Origin of the sequence: Microbulbifer sp. VAAF005, assembly GCF_030012985.1 — a bacterium.
Taxonomy (GTDB): Bacteria; Pseudomonadota; Gammaproteobacteria; order Pseudomonadales; family Cellvibrionaceae; genus Microbulbifer.
In genome coordinates, this window is record NZ_CP120233.1 from 4619089 (window position 1) to 4634908 (window position 15820).

11 protein-coding genes are annotated in these 15820 nt (G+C 49.5%); 5 read left to right on the forward strand and 6 right to left on the reverse strand.

Annotated elements, in window-relative coordinates; translation table 11 throughout:
• Window positions 1–75 precede the first annotated feature (75 nt).
• Window positions 76–918, reverse strand: a complete 843-nt coding sequence (locus tag P0078_RS20750) for a LytR/AlgR family response regulator transcription factor (RefSeq protein WP_282931794.1) — start codon at window positions 916–918, stop codon at window positions 76–78.
• The gene (locus P0078_RS20755) at window positions 915–2087 is read right to left on the reverse strand and encodes a sensor histidine kinase (protein WP_282931795.1); all 1173 of its coding nucleotides are present in this window, start codon (window positions 2085–2087) and stop codon (window positions 915–917) included. The genes P0078_RS20750 and P0078_RS20755 overlap by 4 nt, the downstream gene beginning before the upstream one ends.
• A gap of 525 nt (window positions 2088–2612) precedes the next feature.
• Here P0078_RS20755 and P0078_RS20760 point away from each other — a divergent pair.
• From P0078_RS20760 to P0078_RS20770, 3 genes are all read left to right on the forward strand, one after another.
• Complete coding sequence (locus P0078_RS20760) at window positions 2613–3944, forward strand: sugar MFS transporter (protein WP_282931796.1); 1332 nt, start codon at window positions 2613–2615, stop codon at window positions 3942–3944.
• A gap of 385 nt (window positions 3945–4329) precedes the next feature.
• Complete coding sequence (locus P0078_RS20765; protein ID WP_282931797.1) at window positions 4330–6921, forward strand: glycoside hydrolase family 3 protein; 2592 nt, start codon at window positions 4330–4332, stop codon at window positions 6919–6921.
• A 798-nt stretch (window positions 6922–7719) separates the two neighbouring features.
• Window positions 7720–8469, forward strand: coding sequence for an alpha/beta fold hydrolase (locus P0078_RS20770; RefSeq protein WP_282931798.1), 750 nt, complete (start codon window positions 7720–7722; stop codon window positions 8467–8469).
• 129 nt (window positions 8470–8598) lie between these two features.
• Here the strand turns inward: P0078_RS20770 and P0078_RS20775 are convergent, their stop codons facing one another.
• The 4 genes from P0078_RS20775 to P0078_RS20790 form a co-directional block, all read right to left on the reverse strand.
• On the reverse strand, window positions 8599–9270 hold the full coding sequence (locus P0078_RS20775; RefSeq protein ID WP_282931799.1) for a DUF1349 domain-containing protein: 672 nt from the start codon (window positions 9268–9270) through the stop codon (window positions 8599–8601).
• On the reverse strand, window positions 9267–10349 hold the full coding sequence (locus P0078_RS20780) for a sugar phosphate isomerase/epimerase family protein (protein WP_282931800.1): 1083 nt from the start codon (window positions 10347–10349) through the stop codon (window positions 9267–9269). Before P0078_RS20780 ends, P0078_RS20775 begins: the two co-directional genes overlap by 4 nt.
• 95 nt (window positions 10350–10444) lie before the next feature.
• A complete protein-coding gene (locus P0078_RS20785; protein ID WP_282931801.1) occupies window positions 10445–12181 on the reverse strand; it encodes a GMC oxidoreductase in 1737 nt (578 codons plus the stop codon).
• Window positions 12182–12192: 11 nt separating this feature from the next.
• Window positions 12193–12786 (reverse strand): gluconate 2-dehydrogenase subunit 3 family protein, encoded by a 594-nt coding sequence (locus P0078_RS20790; RefSeq protein ID WP_282931802.1) that lies wholly within the window; start codon window positions 12784–12786, stop codon window positions 12193–12195.
• Between the two features lie 317 nt (window positions 12787–13103).
• Between P0078_RS20790 and P0078_RS20795 the strand changes: the two genes are divergently transcribed.
• Both P0078_RS20795 and tilS read left to right on the forward strand, forming a co-directional pair.
• Window positions 13104–14333, forward strand: a complete 1230-nt coding sequence (locus P0078_RS20795; RefSeq protein ID WP_282931803.1) for an AraC family transcriptional regulator — start codon at window positions 13104–13106, stop codon at window positions 14331–14333.
• Between the two features lie 68 nt (window positions 14334–14401).
• Entirely contained in the window at window positions 14402–15712 is a 1311-nt protein-coding gene (gene tilS, locus P0078_RS20800; RefSeq protein WP_282931804.1) for a tRNA lysidine(34) synthetase TilS, read from the forward strand.
• Window positions 15713–15820: the final 108 nt, after the last annotated feature.

A 15820-nucleotide genomic window follows, 5' to 3' on the forward strand; every position in this document is an offset into this window, starting at 1 on the left:
TCAATTTGAAATGTTTTGAATGGTGGGGGAAGAGGGGGTACCGGCGATCCCTGCCAGTTTTAGAGAGGTTGGGGGTTAGGAAGCTTGGGGGGCAGTTAGATCAGACTGTTTGTTGGAATCGAGAAACTCTTTAATCGGTAAGCGATAGTTGCGGCTTACTTTCAGCTTTGCACCGCTGCTCAGGGTGAGAAAGTACTCGCCCTTGGTCAAAACCTTGATATGTACAATAAAGTTCAGGTTAACCAGTGTGGATCTGTGGATGCGTTTAAAAGTGTCCGGGCAGAGTTGTTTTTGCAGGTCTTTAATAGTGCTGCGCATTACATGGGTTTCCCCTTTGGCATGCACACACATATAGTCACCCGCCGCATCGATCCACTCGATATCCGGTTGGTTAACCATTGTGATACTGCCTCGGTCTTTAATGGCGAGACGCTGGGTTGCTGCTGCAGCGGTACTCTCTCCACTTGAGGCTTTGCTGGCACTGCTTTCAAAAGATCGCATCAGGCGATTTTTCTCTTCCTGATGACCATCCTCTCCTTTGGATAACATCTGTGCCTGGCGCTGTCGGGCGCGGTCGAGGGCGGTTTCCAGTCGGCGCGGGTCCAGTGGCTTGAGCACATAGTCAACCGCGTGGACTTCAAAAGCCTTAAGGGCGTATTGGTCGTAGGCTGTGGCAAAGATTACTAAGGGCATGGTGTCAGCCTGCAGGTTGCGCACCACATCAAAACCGTTCATTCCGGGCATCTGCACATCGAGAATGAGTAGGTCCGGGTTGTGCTCTGAAACTGCTTGGACAGCTTCCCGGCCATTGCGACAACAGGCGAGAATATCCAGGTCCTTGCGTTCTTCGAGCATACTTTTAAGTAGCCGTAAAGCCAGGGGCTCGTCGTCCACCAGTACGACGCTGAGCTTGCTCATTGAACTTCTCCCTGTGTCAGGTGGGTTGATGGGTTGGAAATTTCCAGTGGAATATTGATGAGTACTTGCATACCGCCATCAGAGTTTTTGTTTTGTTCTATTTTGAAATCTTGTGGGTAGAGCGTCGACAGGCGTTCGCGTACGTTTTTGAGGCCCACTCCCGTTGAGGAGGACTCCGGGTCACATTCGCTGGCAAAGTGATCTGGGCAGCCGGTGTCATAGACTTCCAGTACCAGGCGATCATCGGTGTTGTGAGCGTGGATGCCGATAGTGCCCCCCATTTCGTTGGGGGCTATGGCATATTTCACCGAGTTTTCTACCAGTGGTTGCAGCAACATGCTGGGCACTTGTGCGCGGCGTACGGTTTCATCGATCGACAGGTCTACGGACAACCTGTCGGCAAAGCGGGTTTTTTCAATCTCCAAATAAAGCAATACCGCCTCGATCTCTCGTTCAAGCTCAACTTTCTGCATGGGGTCTTCTTTTAGGGAGAGCCTTAAAAAATCACTGAGACGCACAACCATTTCCCTCGCTTCATCAGCTTGCTGGAATCGAATTAGGGCGTTAATGGAATTGAGCGTATTGAAGAGAAAGTGGGGGTTGAGCTGGTAGCGCAACATTTTTAGTTGCGCTTCATTGGCGATGGCCTCTGCTTGGAGTCTGCGGAGTTGCTCCCGTTCATGTACTGCTGCGACCTCCAGCATTTTTTTGTGCTCTTCATTGAGTAGGAAGTGATATTTTACCCCGCAGTAGAGGGCGCTCCAGAATAAAAATACAAATAAAGAAGCGTAATACCAGCCGCCGAACTCAGACCAGATAGAGTGTTCACCACTGAGGCGTATATAGGCCTCCATACGAACCAGGGTCCATATTCCGGAAATAACAGCGACAGCCAGAAGGTAGATCACGGTGCGGAAAGCGAGTTCTGATTCCCAGGCGACATCAAAAATCGGTTTTAGAAACAGGGATAATAAAAATGCAATAGCGCACTGGAATACTGTATTGACTGGCTCGAAGTGTGGCCACTCAGTAGGGGAGTGCCACAGGGTCAGTGAAAGAAAAGTGACCAGTAGTATGCCAACCCAGCTGACCAGCTGCAGTTTCCAAAACCAGCGGGTCGACTGAATATCAGTGTTTGGTCTCGTATCTAGACGGGTCGAGTACTGCATGATGTCCCGCGTATTTAGTATTGTGAAAAGGACGGGATAGACGCTCATCGTCGCGTTCATTATTATCTGCCGAATATTACCCTGCAGAAACGTGACCCGCCAGAGGTGATAGCGCCACACTTCCGGCTCACCCTTGAGAAAGTCCTTTTTATCTGATTTCGGGGTGAATAGTCGAGTAATTTTCGGCAATCTCGATTCAGAAGACAACACTCCTCTCTTTTTTAAAAGTGATTTAATCGGCCCGGACTCCTCCAGTTCCAACGATCAGTGGTACACCGGTTTATTCAGCTGGCTACTAATAGATTGTCTACCTGGTCAAAAATGGTAATTTGAAATTTGGTTGAGTGGATAGGTAGTTGTCGTTAAGTGTGGTAAAAATGTACAGGGCCTTTTACGGCTTGAATGAATCCACAGTCGCAGGAGCGATACTGACTTCTGCCAATAAATATGTGGTGGCGGAAAAAGTTCCGGGTGAATGGACCAGCCGCTGGTAAGAAATAGTTTAGATTTGGGGATCGGTTTCCGATGAGCCAGATGTTGCCCGAACCGGGGTTCTCCTCGAGCGAGATGGCTAAATATGATACTGATACCCGTGCCGAAGTAGCGGCCGGCGTCGCCCCGCGCTATATCAATTTAATTGCACTTACGTCCCTATTTCTGATTTGGGGATTTATTACCGGCCTGAACGATGTGCTGGTTCCGCACTTAAAAAATGTTTTTGAGCTGAGTTACACCAAAGCTGTCTTGGTGCAGTTTTACTTTTTTGCTGCTTACTTCCTGGTATCTGTGCCGGCAGGTATGCTGTTGAGGCGGGTTGGCTATCAGCTTGGGCTGGTGCTCGGGCTTTTGGTGGCCTGTGCAGGTTGCCTGGTCTTTATTCCCGCTGCCCGCCTGCAAATCTACGAAGTCTTCTTGCTGGGGCTGTTTGTCCTTGCCTCTGGTATTACTCTGCTGCAGGTTTCCGCAAATCCCTATGTTATTGCGCTGGGAAGTGCTCGCACGGCGCCCAGTCGATTGAATTTAACCCAGGCTTTTAACTCCCTGGGAACTACCTTGGCACCGGTGATTGGTGGCGCAGTTTTCTTTGCGGGACTCACTATTACCGCCGACCCGGATACAGCGGCAAGCATTATTGAGTTCAGGGCCCGGGAAGCGGCTTTAGTTGAGACCCCGTATTTCTGGTTAGCAGTGCTTCTACTGGTGATGGTCGCTTTCTTCTCCTGGATCAGGTTGCCGGCTATTCCCGAGCACCAACAGGGTGGTGGAGCGGATGGTCACGATGTGTTTTCTCTGTGGCGCTTCCCCCGCTTAACCCTGGGGGCTGTAGGTATTTTTGCCTATGTGGGTGCAGAGGTGGCTATTGGCAGTTTCCTGGTGAGTTTCTTTGGTGAACCATCAGTGGCAAAGATGGCTCCTTTTGAAGCGTCAAAGTATGTCTCTTATTACTGGGGCGGAGCGATGATCGGGCGCTTTGCCGGGGCTTTTTTGTTGCGCTTTGTTTCTGCGGGTAAAACACTGGCGGTTTGTGGCCTGGGTTCGGTGGTGCTTATTGCAATCGCGATGATGACGTCAGGCCCGATCGCGGTCTGGTCCATAGTTGCAGTGGGCCTGTGCAACTCGATTATGTTCCCGACTATATTCAGCCTGGCCTTGCGTGGGCTAGGCAAGCATACCAGTCAGGGTAGTGGTGTCCTGTGTATGGCAATTGTCGGCGGTGCAATTATTCCTCTATTCCAGGGGATGCTGGCTGATAGTGCCGGTATCCAGTATTCATTTTTGGTACCTCTGGTGTGTTACTGCTACATCGTTTATTACGGCGCTTTTTCACGAACCCTGCGCGGTAGCGCGGTGGAGTAGAACCTTCATTTATCCTTTCCGCCTTGTCTGTGATTTGGACCAGCCCATCGGATTTCTATTGGCCTATAGAGACAAGTACTGCAATTTGTTGCCATTGCGAACTGTGCCCACAGGGTGGCTATGACTTGGTTTTATGGCTGTTTGGTGAATGTGGCATCAGTAGAGCTTGATTCCGACGAGAGCTGGATTTGGAGGTAATCTCTACTATTTCGGTTCAGTGGAAGCAGACCGTGCAGATCTGTTTGTGCAGCTGATGCGCGGCATAATAAATAAGGCGATAGTTGAAGCGTGCTGGTCGCATAGCTTTGGGAGTATTTTCCAAAGGTTAGCCGTTCGCTACTTGTAGAGCCAGTTAACAAGCGTGGAATAATTTTGGGAGTTATTCGTGAATTTTAGTAAGCGATTTTCGCTGGGCTTTGTGCTCTGTGCCTCTGTGCTCGCCGGGTGTCACTCCGAGAGCCAACAAACTGAGCCAAAAGCCGATAAAGCGCAGGCTGACACCGGCACCAGTGCCGCCGAGGGCATCGACAACTGGCCTGAACTCAAGCCAGCCTTACCACGCGATGAAAAGCTGGAAGCCCAAATCACTGAAATCATGTCCCGCATGTCTCTGGAAGAGAAAGTGGGTCAGATGATCCAGGCGGAAATCCGCAGCGTTACTCCTGAAGATGTGAAGACCTATCACCTGGGTTCCGTATTGAATGGTGGTGGCGCCTTCCCGAACAACGATAAGTTTGCCACGCCGCAAGACTGGTTGGCCCTGTCTGACGCCTTCTTTAAGGCTTCTATGGACACTTCCGATGGCGGTGTTGCGATTCCCCTGATCTGGGGTTCCGATGCGGTTCACGGCCACAACAATGTGATCGGTGCGACCCTGTTCCCGCATAATATTGGTCTGGGTGCCGCCCAAGACCCGGAGCTGATTGAGCGTATTGGCAGCGCCACCGCCCGCGAAGTGGCAGTGACCGGTATCGATTGGACTTTCGCTCCCACCGTCGCGGTAGTGCGCGATGACCGCTGGGGCAGAACTTACGAGAGCTATTCCGAAGATCCCAAGATTGTTGCGGATTATGCCGAGGCAATGGTGAAGGGGCTCCAGGGCGAAAAATCCAGCGCTGAATTCCTGCGCGGCGAAAACCTGGTTGCCACTGCCAAGCACTTTGTCGGTGACGGTGGTACGAATCGAGGAATTGACCGAGGTGATAATGCGGTTCCGGAAAAAGAACTGGCAGAGGTCCATGCGGCGGGTTACCTGACATCTCTGCCGGTAGGCGTACAGACCGTTATGGCTTCATTCAATAGCTGGAACGGTGAAAAACTCCACGGCCACAAATATCTTCTGACCACTGTTTTGAAAGAGCGCCTCGGTTTTGATGGCTTTGTGGTGGGCGACTGGAATGGCCACGGTTTCGTGCCCGGTTGCACCGTAGAGAGCTGTGCAGCGGCGATTAATGCCGGCCTTGATATGTTTATGGTGCCGGCGGACTGGAAAGCCCTGTACAACAACACCCTGGCCCAGGCCAAGAGCGGTGAAATCGGTGCGGAGCGTATCGATGATGCCGTTCGCCGTATCCTGCGAGTGAAGATCCGTGCAGGTCTGTTTGACCGCAATATGCCGCTGGCAGGCAAAGACGGCATCTTGGGCAACCCGGAGCACCGCGCAATCGCGCGTGAAGCGGTACGTAAATCCCTGGTATTGCTGAAAAACAACGACAAGCTGCTGCCATTGGCTGCGGACCAGAATATTCTGGTTGCCGGCGATGGTGCGGATAACCTGTCCAAGCAGAGTGGTGGTTGGACGATTTCCTGGCAGGGTACTGGCAACACACGCGCAGATTTCCCTGGTGCGACTTCCATCTTTGAAGGTATTTCATCGGCGGTTAAAGCCGCTGGCGGTGAAGCGGTATTGAGTGCGGATGGCAGTTTCTCAGATGCGACTTTTGCCAATGGTAAGGCGCCCAAGGTTGCAATTGTTGTATTTGGTGAAGAGCCCTATGCAGAGTGGCACGGCGATATTACCAACCTGGAATACCAGCGCGGTAACAAGAAGGATTTGGCGCTGCTGAAAAAACTGCGCGAGCAGGGTGTTCAGGTAGTGAGCGTTTTCCTTTCAGGCCGTCCTCTCTGGATTAACAGTGAATTGAATGCATCCGATGCCTTTGTTGCTGCCTGGCTGCCTGGCTCTGAAGGTGCTGGTGTTGCAGATGTGCTGATTAAAGGCGCCGATGGGGAAGCCCGTTACGACTTTACTGGCAAGCTGCCATTCAGCTGGCCAATGCACAGCTATCAGAATGTCCTGAATCCTTACCACGACAATTACGAGCCATTGTTTGAGTTGGGCTATGGCCTGGCTGCTGAACAGGAATCCCTGGTGAGCAACGAATTGCCGGAGACCAGTGAATCCAGTGCCGGTGGCGGTTTGGAAGAAGCCTGGCTGTTGGTATCCCGCCCGCAGGCTCCCTGGGTGTTGAATATTGCTGAAGCTGGGGCAGAGGTTGTACCTGTACACGGTAACTTCGCGGTTAGCGGAGACGATAAGAACATCACTGTCAGCTCCATCGATATGTCTTCCCAGGAAGATGCGCGACTGATTACCTGGAAAGGTCTGCGTCCTGGCGCAGTTCAGTTGTCTGCTGAATATATGCAGGACCTGAATGTCTACCTGGAAGAGAAGTCTGCGCTGACACTGAATATCCGTGTCGATCAGCCAATTGAAAAGCCGGTGGTGGCCACCATGAACTGTGGTGATGGCTGTTCTGCCAAGGTACCGCTGGAGTCTGCGCTGAAATCCATGGAACAGAAAAGCTGGACCCGGGTTTCTGTAGATCTGCAGTGTTTTGTAAAAGCCGGTGCGGATTTCGGCAAGGTCTTTAGTGCCTTTGGTCTGGAGAGTGAAGCTCCGATGGCTATTGCGGTTGCCAACGTTAAGTTGACCCCGGAAGCTGGAGTATCTGCTGATATTCGTTGTGACGGTTAAGTTACAACACACTTAAAGGGCTAATTACCCTCAGTTCTAACCGGAGCCTGTTTTTTGGTTCCGGTTAGTGGCTGAAACAATTTGTTCTCACAGGAACGGTGCCAGTGTGATGTTCTATCCCGTTGGCACTTCTTTGCCCGCCAATCTCTTCTTTCCAGATATTACTATTTCTTTTATCTCATAAATTTTCTGCTGGGGTGGAAGGAAAGAATACACTTCACTCGAGACTCGCTGTGAATACAACTCTGTAAGCTCCTAATCGGCATCCATGCCTCATAGGGTCCTATTTCCTTCTCCATTTTTAGTATATTGGGTAGCGTTATCCCACGATAAATCTACCTCTCCTGATTTTTGTTATTTCACGCCTTCATAGTATTACTTGTCACAAAATTATTGCCGCTATTGGTGCTGTATTGAGTTGTCAGGCACTGCAAACGTGCAAACGAATAAATAATTCAATAAATTTTATTTTCTAATCTTATTTAAATTTTGGAGTGGGGTAGGCTTTGCGCAGATTCCATTTTCTCGGGAACAGAAAGGTAATTAATTTGAAATGAAGCTGCCATTCCTCACTGGTTAGTATGGCTTCGCTCTCAAAATTAGGGCTCTTGGATAGTTGGCATTCTTATTGCTGGTTATTTTTCGAGTGTTTACTTTTCAGACCTGGCCTTCCATTGAATTATGGCGGTTATGGTGGGTTGGTTCCCTATTTGATTTTTGTGCATTTTGAGGTCCTCGGTCATGGTAGTGCCGGGGGTGGTGCGGATAAATTAACTTGAAATGGAGTTGGAGGAACTAATGGCACCTTGTCATATCGTTTTTTTACCTGGACTTTTCGCGCGTGGGTGGATTTGGAATCAGGTTGCAGATGCTTGCCGGCAGCAGGGACATAAAATAACTGTTATCGAGCCATCTATCCCCGAGGTTTTTATGGGTAAGTTGGATTCGGCGCACGAAATGATTAGAGAGTGTCTCCAGTTAAATGGAGATATGGAGAATAATATTCTCGTCGGCAATTCGATGAGTGGGCTTATTACGTTAGATTTTGCCGCAAAATATCCTGAACTGGTGGCTGGGGTGGTTATTAGTGGAGCTCCGGGGCTTGAGGAATTGGAGGCAGGAGTTTCCCTTTCTGATTTACGCGGGGCGGTACCTGGAGCAGCAAATATACTTTGTGAGCGGGTCTTCCGAGATATTAACCGCCTGCCGAAACCGGACTACGAAAAGGGCGTCGCCGATATCAATACTATTTTCTCCACCAACGAAACGTTTAAGTCGGTAGTTAAATGGCTGAATATAAGTAGGAAGTATGATGTTCATAGCAGTCTGAAGAAAGTGAGATGCCCGATCAAGTTAATATGGGGAGACTTCGATCAAATAACACCGGCTGAATCCTGGCGGTTGCTGGCTTCCCAGAATGATAATTTGGATTATTGTGAAGTGTATGATTGCGGGCACAGTCCTATGCTGGAAAAGCCTGAAGAATTTTATCAGCTTCTCTCTGGGTATCTTCTTGGTATAAACAGGCCCTTGGCGCGGACTGCTTGATGACAAGCATTTCCCGGGTGGCTCGAGATACATAGCTATGACAGAAGTTGCGCTTGTCATAGCTATGTATCTCGAAGGCTGTTATTAATGTTCTCTCGAAGTTTTTTCTTCGAGAAGATATTCGGGTCGTTAGGTTCCCTGCATATAGTCTGTAATTGTTTTTTCCTCAAAGTTAATATCAGAAAACAAAGCTTGTACTTTGGGGCCTGTAGGTGATTGGGCGAGAAAACCAATCCTGGTGGGCTTGGAGGTCTGCAGGGAAAATGATCGAAGGTATGACCAGTGTCTGCTATCCTCTGAGTGATAAAAGAAGTATGTAGTTCCTTTCCTTGCAATTTTTAGATGGCTGTATTCCCTCTGGGTTTCTACATGGTAGGCATCGTCACCACCTTTATAAACGACGGTAGACGCTATGCCATTTTTGCCAGAATTAAACCTCTCAAGTAGAAGTTTTGCCCAGTTTCCCTCGTCTGCATAAACAATTAAAGCGGCTCCATCAAAGTTTTTCTCAAGGTCTACAGAGACTTTTGCGGAAAAAATAAAGTCAGTTTTCGGTGCGAAAAGTAACCTTGGGGCATTGTCTATTTGATAAGAGTTGTCGGCATTGGTGAATAAATCGCTGCCTTTTGTGGCGGTGATGGTGATTTTTGAAGGTGCGATACTTGGTTCTTGAATGGTGTGCTGTTTTTCCAGCGGATAAGGAATTCTTAAATAGTCGTAAGTTTCTGGGGCGGCTGTCATTGCTATGCAATTGCTGGCTTGAAGTATCAAAGTCAATAGGGCGGGGAATAGGTATTTCATGATTTTATATCCTTTCTAGTGGACATATACGATGAAAGGTATTGCTGAAGATTTGCTTTTGATTTTATAAGCGCCTCTATTGTTTCCATACCCTTTGGCGCAGTCTCCTGCTCAAGAATAATCCACTGGCTGCCGCCGACTTCGATACTGGCCTCAATAATTGAAGGCCAATCTATTAGATCCATGCCGATTATAGGGAGCCTCTGAATAACTCCGTAATGCCTCTGCGGGCCTTGAAGGCTGCAGATGTTAGGCGCAGCTCGCCGCGAATGGCCGTAGCCCTTTGCAAGAGCTGCAACGCAGCAGCTGTAGCCTTCAAGGCCCGCCCTTCGGGGCTTGCAGAGCGATTCACACTCCGCGTTGCAACTTCTTGAAAGGTCTAGACATTCCTGCGAAGCCGCGCCTTGATTGTGAACCGCTTTGCAAGCCAGAGGTATCACGGAGTTATTCAGAGGCTCCCTAGCTTTATTGTTAATATTCTCATCAGGAACCCAGGATTTAAAGTGAGTGGTATAGGTTCGCCCCGGATATCGTTTTAGATAGTTGATAGGATCTTTGCCTGCCGCAGAAATCCAGCCGATGTCTAACTGCAAAATGAAATTGTCATCAGTAGACTGGGATATATAGTCCCAGAAAGTTGTGTTTTGGTAAGTGGAAAATTCTTTATCGTGATTATGAAATCCAATTTTCAAACCGTACTTGGAAAGAACGGATTGCGCACTGCGAAGCTGCGATATTAACTTGTCTACCCCGTTAGGGTCCCAGCTTCTCGGGTCCCAGCCAACAATTAGGTATTCGGCACCCAGGGTCTGGTAATAAGTGGCCGTTGCATCAATTGATTCCGGGAGCAGCTGGGTAATAGAAACGTGTGCACCGCTCACTTTTAGCTTTAATTGCTCCAGTAGAGAGCGGAGTTCCTTTGGCTTTTCTTTGTACGGACCTAGTTCCGTAGCCAGTTCTATCGCATTAAAACCTGCTGCTTTTAGTCTTTTTAGGGTGCCTGAAAAGTCCCGGTTTAACTCATGGCGAACAGACCATAGTTGAACCCCGAGTTGGGGTTCAATTTTCTCAGTAGCCATATTCACTTCAATTGCGACTGATTTTAAGGTGGGTAAAGTTGTCAAGAGAAGAGCTGTAAACAGATTGCGATATAAACTTCGTAGGCTTATCACTTTTATAATCTCCCCGCAGAAAGTTCGCTGGCTGCATAGTTTGCGGCTCGAGCAGTTAATGCCATAAAAGTTAGAGAGGGGTTTTGAACTGCTGAAGAGGCGAAGCAGGAGCCATCGGTTACAAAAAGGTTGGGTATATCGTGCGATTGGTTGTGCCCATTTAAAACTGAGTTGGTTTTATCACTACCCATTCGTGCTGTGCCTACCTCATGGATGGCACTTCCAGGGGGATATTTATCACTAGTGACTTGTCCACTGACTTCATTTAGCCCCAAATTCTTAAGCATAGCTTGCATGGTCTCACAGGCATCCTCCATCATTAGGCGCTCATTTTCAGACCATTGGCAATTGATATGTAGTTGCGGGATTCCCCACTTATCTTTTTGGGTGGAGTGGAGGCTGACCTGGTTTTCGTGCCTCGGTAACATCTCTCCCTGTGCACCAATCCAAAATCCCCAGCGCCCAGGTTGTTGCAGTTTTTCTTTGAAAGATTTTCCAATCCCCTCGGAAGCAGCCATTGTCCGCCAGTCCTGCCGATAGGCGCTTCCTGAAATCTGGTAGCCGCGCTTGTAGTGTTTTCGGTAAAGTTCGGGGCGATATTGGAAATTGGGAATCAGGATGCCGGTTGGTCTCCACCCGGAGAAGTACTCATCTTCATAACCATCAATAAAGCCGTGGGCTGAGGCATTGTAATTGTGATCCATAAGGTAGTGGCCCAGTACACCAGAGCTGTTGGCGAGCCCCTTGGGGAAATGCTTGTTGGCTGAGTTGAGGAGTATTTGGGTTGAGCCCAATGTGGATGCGCAGAGGAAAACGATTCGGCCAAAATACTCTCGTTGTTGCAGGGTTTCGCTGTCGATTACCCTTACGCCAGCTACTCGGTTCTTTTGCGAGTTGTAAATAAGGCTGTGTACCACGCTATTACTGGCAATTTGTAGTTTGCCGGTTCTCATTGCGGCTGGCATGGTGGCGCTTTGTGTCGAAAAGTAGCCGCCGAATGAGCAGCCTCGTTGGCACTGGTTACGAGCCTGGCAGTTGTATCGGCCTAGGGCTACCTGTTCCCGGTTTGGCTTGGTCAGGTGAGCAGCTCTTCCAATAATGAAATGTTTATCACTGTACTGCTTTTCAAACTTGGACTTGATGTCTTGTTCACACTGGTACATCTCAAATGGTGGTTGGTATTCGGAGTCTGGCAGCTGCTCAATATTGTCCGTATTGCCACTGATTCCGGCAAAGCGTTCGACTTTGCTGTACCAGGGTGCAATATCCTTGTAGCGAATGGGCCAATTAACTCCTACGCCATCACGTTTGTTTGCGAGAAAGTCGTGGTTACTAAATCGATATGACTGCCGGAACCAGAGAAGGCTTTTGCCCCCTACTTGATTGCCGCGAATCCAGGTAAAGTCTGAGCCGGGCTCTGTGGAGTAGGGTTGTTCGTTGTCATTACAGAAAAAATGCTTGGTGCTTTCATTGAGAAAAATACTACGACTTTGTATCGGATAGGTTTCTTTTTTCTCTTTCAGGTTCATTTTAGTACGGAGTGGGAATTCCCAAGGTCCCTTGTTTTCTGTGGGGTAGTCCTGACCGTGTTTTACCATCCGGCCCCGATCTATCATCAGGGTATTTAATCCCCGTTCGGTTAGTTCTTTTGCTGCCCAGCCGCCGCTAATACCTGACCCTATAACGATTGCGTCAAATATCTGGCTTTCTTTTTGGATCAATAATTCATCATTTTGCATAGTGCTTTCCTTTAAATACGTGGCAGTGAACCCCAGGCCTTCCCGGTTTGATCCAATGGAACTGAACCTTTGAATCCACCGGGAATTGCTTGGTAAGCAAGCTCACGAGTGGCTCCGGTAAAGCTGGTGTAGTAGCCAAGGCACACCAGAAATTTAAGATTCCTGAAATCTTGCTGTAAGTCTGGGTTAAAGGGGGCTATTCCGGTGTCGAGTGATTCGAGTAGAGCAACCGATTGTTCTGGGGCAAGATGAATAAAGGGGTGTCCATACCGGGTGGTGGCACGCTCATCCAACTCATGTAAGAGCTTTTTGGTTTTTAGCTGGGTCTGCTCTTCTATGCTGTCAGTTAAATAGTGATCGACAAATAAATGGCACTCTGTTTCAGCTGCGCCGGGAGTATCCGTTGCGGGTATCAGGTAGGAGCAGATTTTGTGCAGGGTGGTGAGTTGTTCAATAGAGAAAAGCCGTGCCCGGTAGGCGTCAGTTCTTCGCGATTTGAAAAAATTATCTGCTGCCGCAAGAGCTTGCTGCTCTGTGCAGGTTAGGGCCAGAGAGGTCCCGCCCACAGTGGCCAGTCCTTGAATAAATTTCCGACGGTTTATCATCCCGGTCTCCTCTTGTTGCTTGAAGAGTTAGTTCTTTTCTAGTGAATTGATACTGGTAGGGAGATTTTGTCTTGGGGGCCTCAGCTCGTCGTCTTGATTTGTGGTGATACCCACATCTGGACGTACAAATTCAGGTATTACCTAAAGCTTTACCCCTTATTTGGGCGGGCTGATGGTGGTTTAGTGGTAATATCTTTCTAGGGAGCCTCTGAATAACTCCGTGATACTTCTGGCATGCAGAGCGGTTCACAATCAAGGCGCGGCTTCGCAGGAATGTCTAGACCTTTCAAGAAGGTAGAAGGGCTATTTGAGTATCAATGGACGCTTTACTATTCAATTTCCACGATATTGTTCTGATAATGACCAGTTATCAGTGCGCTCTTTTTGCACTGTTGTTGTTAGTGATTCGTCGCGAGCGGCGTTTCAGCAACACCTTGTTGGCGCTATTTCTGTTCTCACAAGCCGCTATTCCCCTGGATATCCTGATTAATTTTGGTGAAGGTTTCCGCAGTTGGTCCATTGAGACTTCCCCGAACTTGTTCTTTGTATTTGGCGCAGCCTACTGGTTAGAAGGTCCCCTGTTACTTTGGTATACCCGCTCCTTAACTCGCGAGGGGTTTAGGATTTCCAGGCGAGACCTTTGGTACCTGCTGCCTTTTTTACTGGCAGTCGTGTTTGAATATTTCTCCTACTGGCAATTTGATAGCGAAACCAAGACAGCCATGCTGCGTGGGGAGAATTTAACTACTGGCTCAATGTTCGATCACTTGTTGGGATTGGCTCGTGAATCGCTTCGGGTACTTTTCGGTGTTTTGTGTCTTTTTGAGGTGCGTCGATGCCGCAGGCAGATTCGAGATAATCATTCCAGTATTGAGAAAATTGACCTGACTTGGCTGTTGGTGTTGATCTGGGGCTTCTTGCTGGTTCGTATTTGGGCTCTGATGATTAACCTGGCGGTAGGGTTGGCGCAGGAGTGGCAGCTCCAGTTGGATATTGGAGCGATGGGGCTGTTTAGTAACTACGCCGTATTTGTTTTGGTTAGTGCCATGATCTTCTTTAGTCTCAGTTACTCCTCAATGTTTGAGGGCGATGGGCATAAAGTGGAGAAGTCCGGGGAAGATGTAAGTTCTGACCAGGAACAGGATGCTAATGGGGAGCCTGAGATTGATCTGGAGTTGGCAGCCCAAATTGAAAATTATATGCGGGAAGAAAAGCCTTACTTGGTTCCAGCCCTTACCCTAGAGCAGTTGTCAGGGCAGTTACAGGTATCACGCAGGTTGCTTTCACAGACGATTAATCGTCATTTTCAGTGCAACTTCTTCGAATTTGTAAACCGTTACCGTATAGATGAGGCAAAACGGATGTTGCGGGAGCCGCAAAATGCGGGGCTCACCGTGATGGAGGTAATGTTGTCCTCGGGCTTTAATACCAAGGCTACATTTAACTCCTTTTTTAAGAAAATGGTGGGTATGACGCCGACCGAGTACCGCCGGCTTAATTGCGAAGCCAGGGCTGGCAGTGAGAAGGGTGCTATAGAGCCCAACTAAAGGGCTCTAGCCGCCTTTGCTGGGTTTGGCAGTATACTTTTGAAAATTTGATTCTGGCTCGACCCCTTGTGAAACCCGTAGACCGCCCTGAAAAACTCCCAACTCTGATAAAGGGGTTGCTAAAGTCCCACCCTGCCAGCGGCCAGCTGTGGGTGGGGTTTTCTGGTGGTCTGGACTCCACTGTTCTCCTGCACCTTCTGGTAACTTGCCAGGTTCCCGTGCGTGCGCTTCATATTCACCATGGCCTGAATGCAAATGCGGACATTTGGCTGGCTCACTGTAAAGAGTTTGCTGAAAATCTGGCGGTACCCTTTACAGCCATCCAGGTTACTGTTGATTACAAAGATGGCGGATTGGAGCAGGGGGCTCGCCGGGCGAGATATGCGGCCTTCAATCAGGTGATGTCCGAAGGTGATCAAATTCTGCTCGGTCACCACGCGGACGACCAAGCTGAGACTTTCCTGCTGCGCTTAATGCGGGGCGCGGGCGTGTTGGGATTGGCCAGTATGTCCGAGAGTCGAACTATCGGAGATGGTAAGTACTTACTGCGCCCTCTGCTCGGAGCGGGGCGAAAAGAGCTAGAACAGTGGGCTGAGGCTCACGGATTGAGCTGGATTGAAGATGACAGCAATGCGGATGAGGCCCTGGAGCGTAATTTTTTGCGGCATCGAGTTGTGCCACTGCTCAACCAGCGTTGGGGAGTGAGTCGCCAGATCGCTCGGGCAGCGGAGAACCTGAGGGAGTCTGCAGACTTGCTGTCTGAGTTGGCACTTGCTGACCTGGAGGAGGCTGATTTAAAGGTGGAGCGATTTGGCGAAAGTCTGGCCCTGCCTCGCTTCTTCAGCTTTAGCGAGGGGCGCCGTAAAAACATTATGCGGCATTGGGTATTGCGCCAAGGGGGGCAGCCGCCAGAGTCGGCCCTATTAAATCAGGCGCTTTTCCAGGTGACTCATGCGGCAGAGGATGCACAGCCTGAAGTTAATTTGGGCGGTTGTGTGGTACGGCGTTTTCGGAATCGCCTTTACCTGACCCCTGAGCTGGCGCCAATTGCCAATAACTCCGATAAAAGTTGGCACTGGGATGGCCGCTCTAATCTGGCTCTGCCAGCGGGTGGCATTCTTCGGCCCTCGTCGGATTGGCCAGTGGACGATTATAGAGTGTGTTATCGGAGAGGAGGGGAGCGTGCGCACCCGGTAAATCGCTCCAGGTCACAAACGCTTAAGAAGCTCTTGCAGGAGTGGGCCCTTGAGCCCTGGCTCAGGGATCGTGTCCCATTGGTATTTTTGGGGGATGATCTGGTGGCTGTCGCGGGGCTCTTTTCATGTAAAGCAGGCTGCGCCATCCCGGATGAACCACCCGGCTGGCGGTTTTTCGATTGAGTGTTAAGGGGGTTTCTGCTACCCTGGCGCCCCGTCTAAAAGGCACCGGGAGAAGCTGGATTATCCGCCCGGGCCAGCCCTGTAAGCTCGACATTCATCGAGCGCTCA

Bases quoted from the DNA above. Each gene is read 5' to 3' on its own strand.
- P0078_RS20750 (WP_282931794.1), bottom strand. From the start codon at position 918: ATGAGCAAGCTCAGCGTCGTACTGGTGGACGACGAGCCCCTGGCTTTA.
- P0078_RS20755 (WP_282931795.1), bottom strand. From the start codon at position 2,087: ATGCAGTACTCGACCCGTCTAGATACGAGACCAAACACTGATATTCAG.
- P0078_RS20760 (WP_282931796.1), top strand. From the start codon at position 2,613: ATGAGCCAGATGTTGCCCGAACCGGGGTTCTCCTCGAGCGAGATGGCT.
- P0078_RS20770 (WP_282931798.1), top strand. From the start codon at position 7,720: ATGGCACCTTGTCATATCGTTTTTTTACCTGGACTTTTCGCGCGTGGG.
- P0078_RS20775 (WP_282931799.1), bottom strand. From the start codon at position 9,270: ATGAAATACCTATTCCCCGCCCTATTGACTTTGATACTTCAAGCCAGC.
- P0078_RS20780 (WP_282931800.1), bottom strand. From the start codon at position 10,349: ATGGCTACTGAGAAAATTGAACCCCAACTCGGGGTTCAACTATGGTCT.
- P0078_RS20785 (WP_282931801.1), bottom strand. From the start codon at position 12,181: ATGCAAAATGATGAATTATTGATCCAAAAAGAAAGCCAGATATTTGAC.
- P0078_RS20790 (WP_282931802.1), bottom strand. From the start codon at position 12,786: ATGATAAACCGTCGGAAATTTATTCAAGGACTGGCCACTGTGGGCGGG.
- P0078_RS20795 (WP_282931803.1), top strand. From the start codon at position 13,104: ATGGACGCTTTACTATTCAATTTCCACGATATTGTTCTGATAATGACC.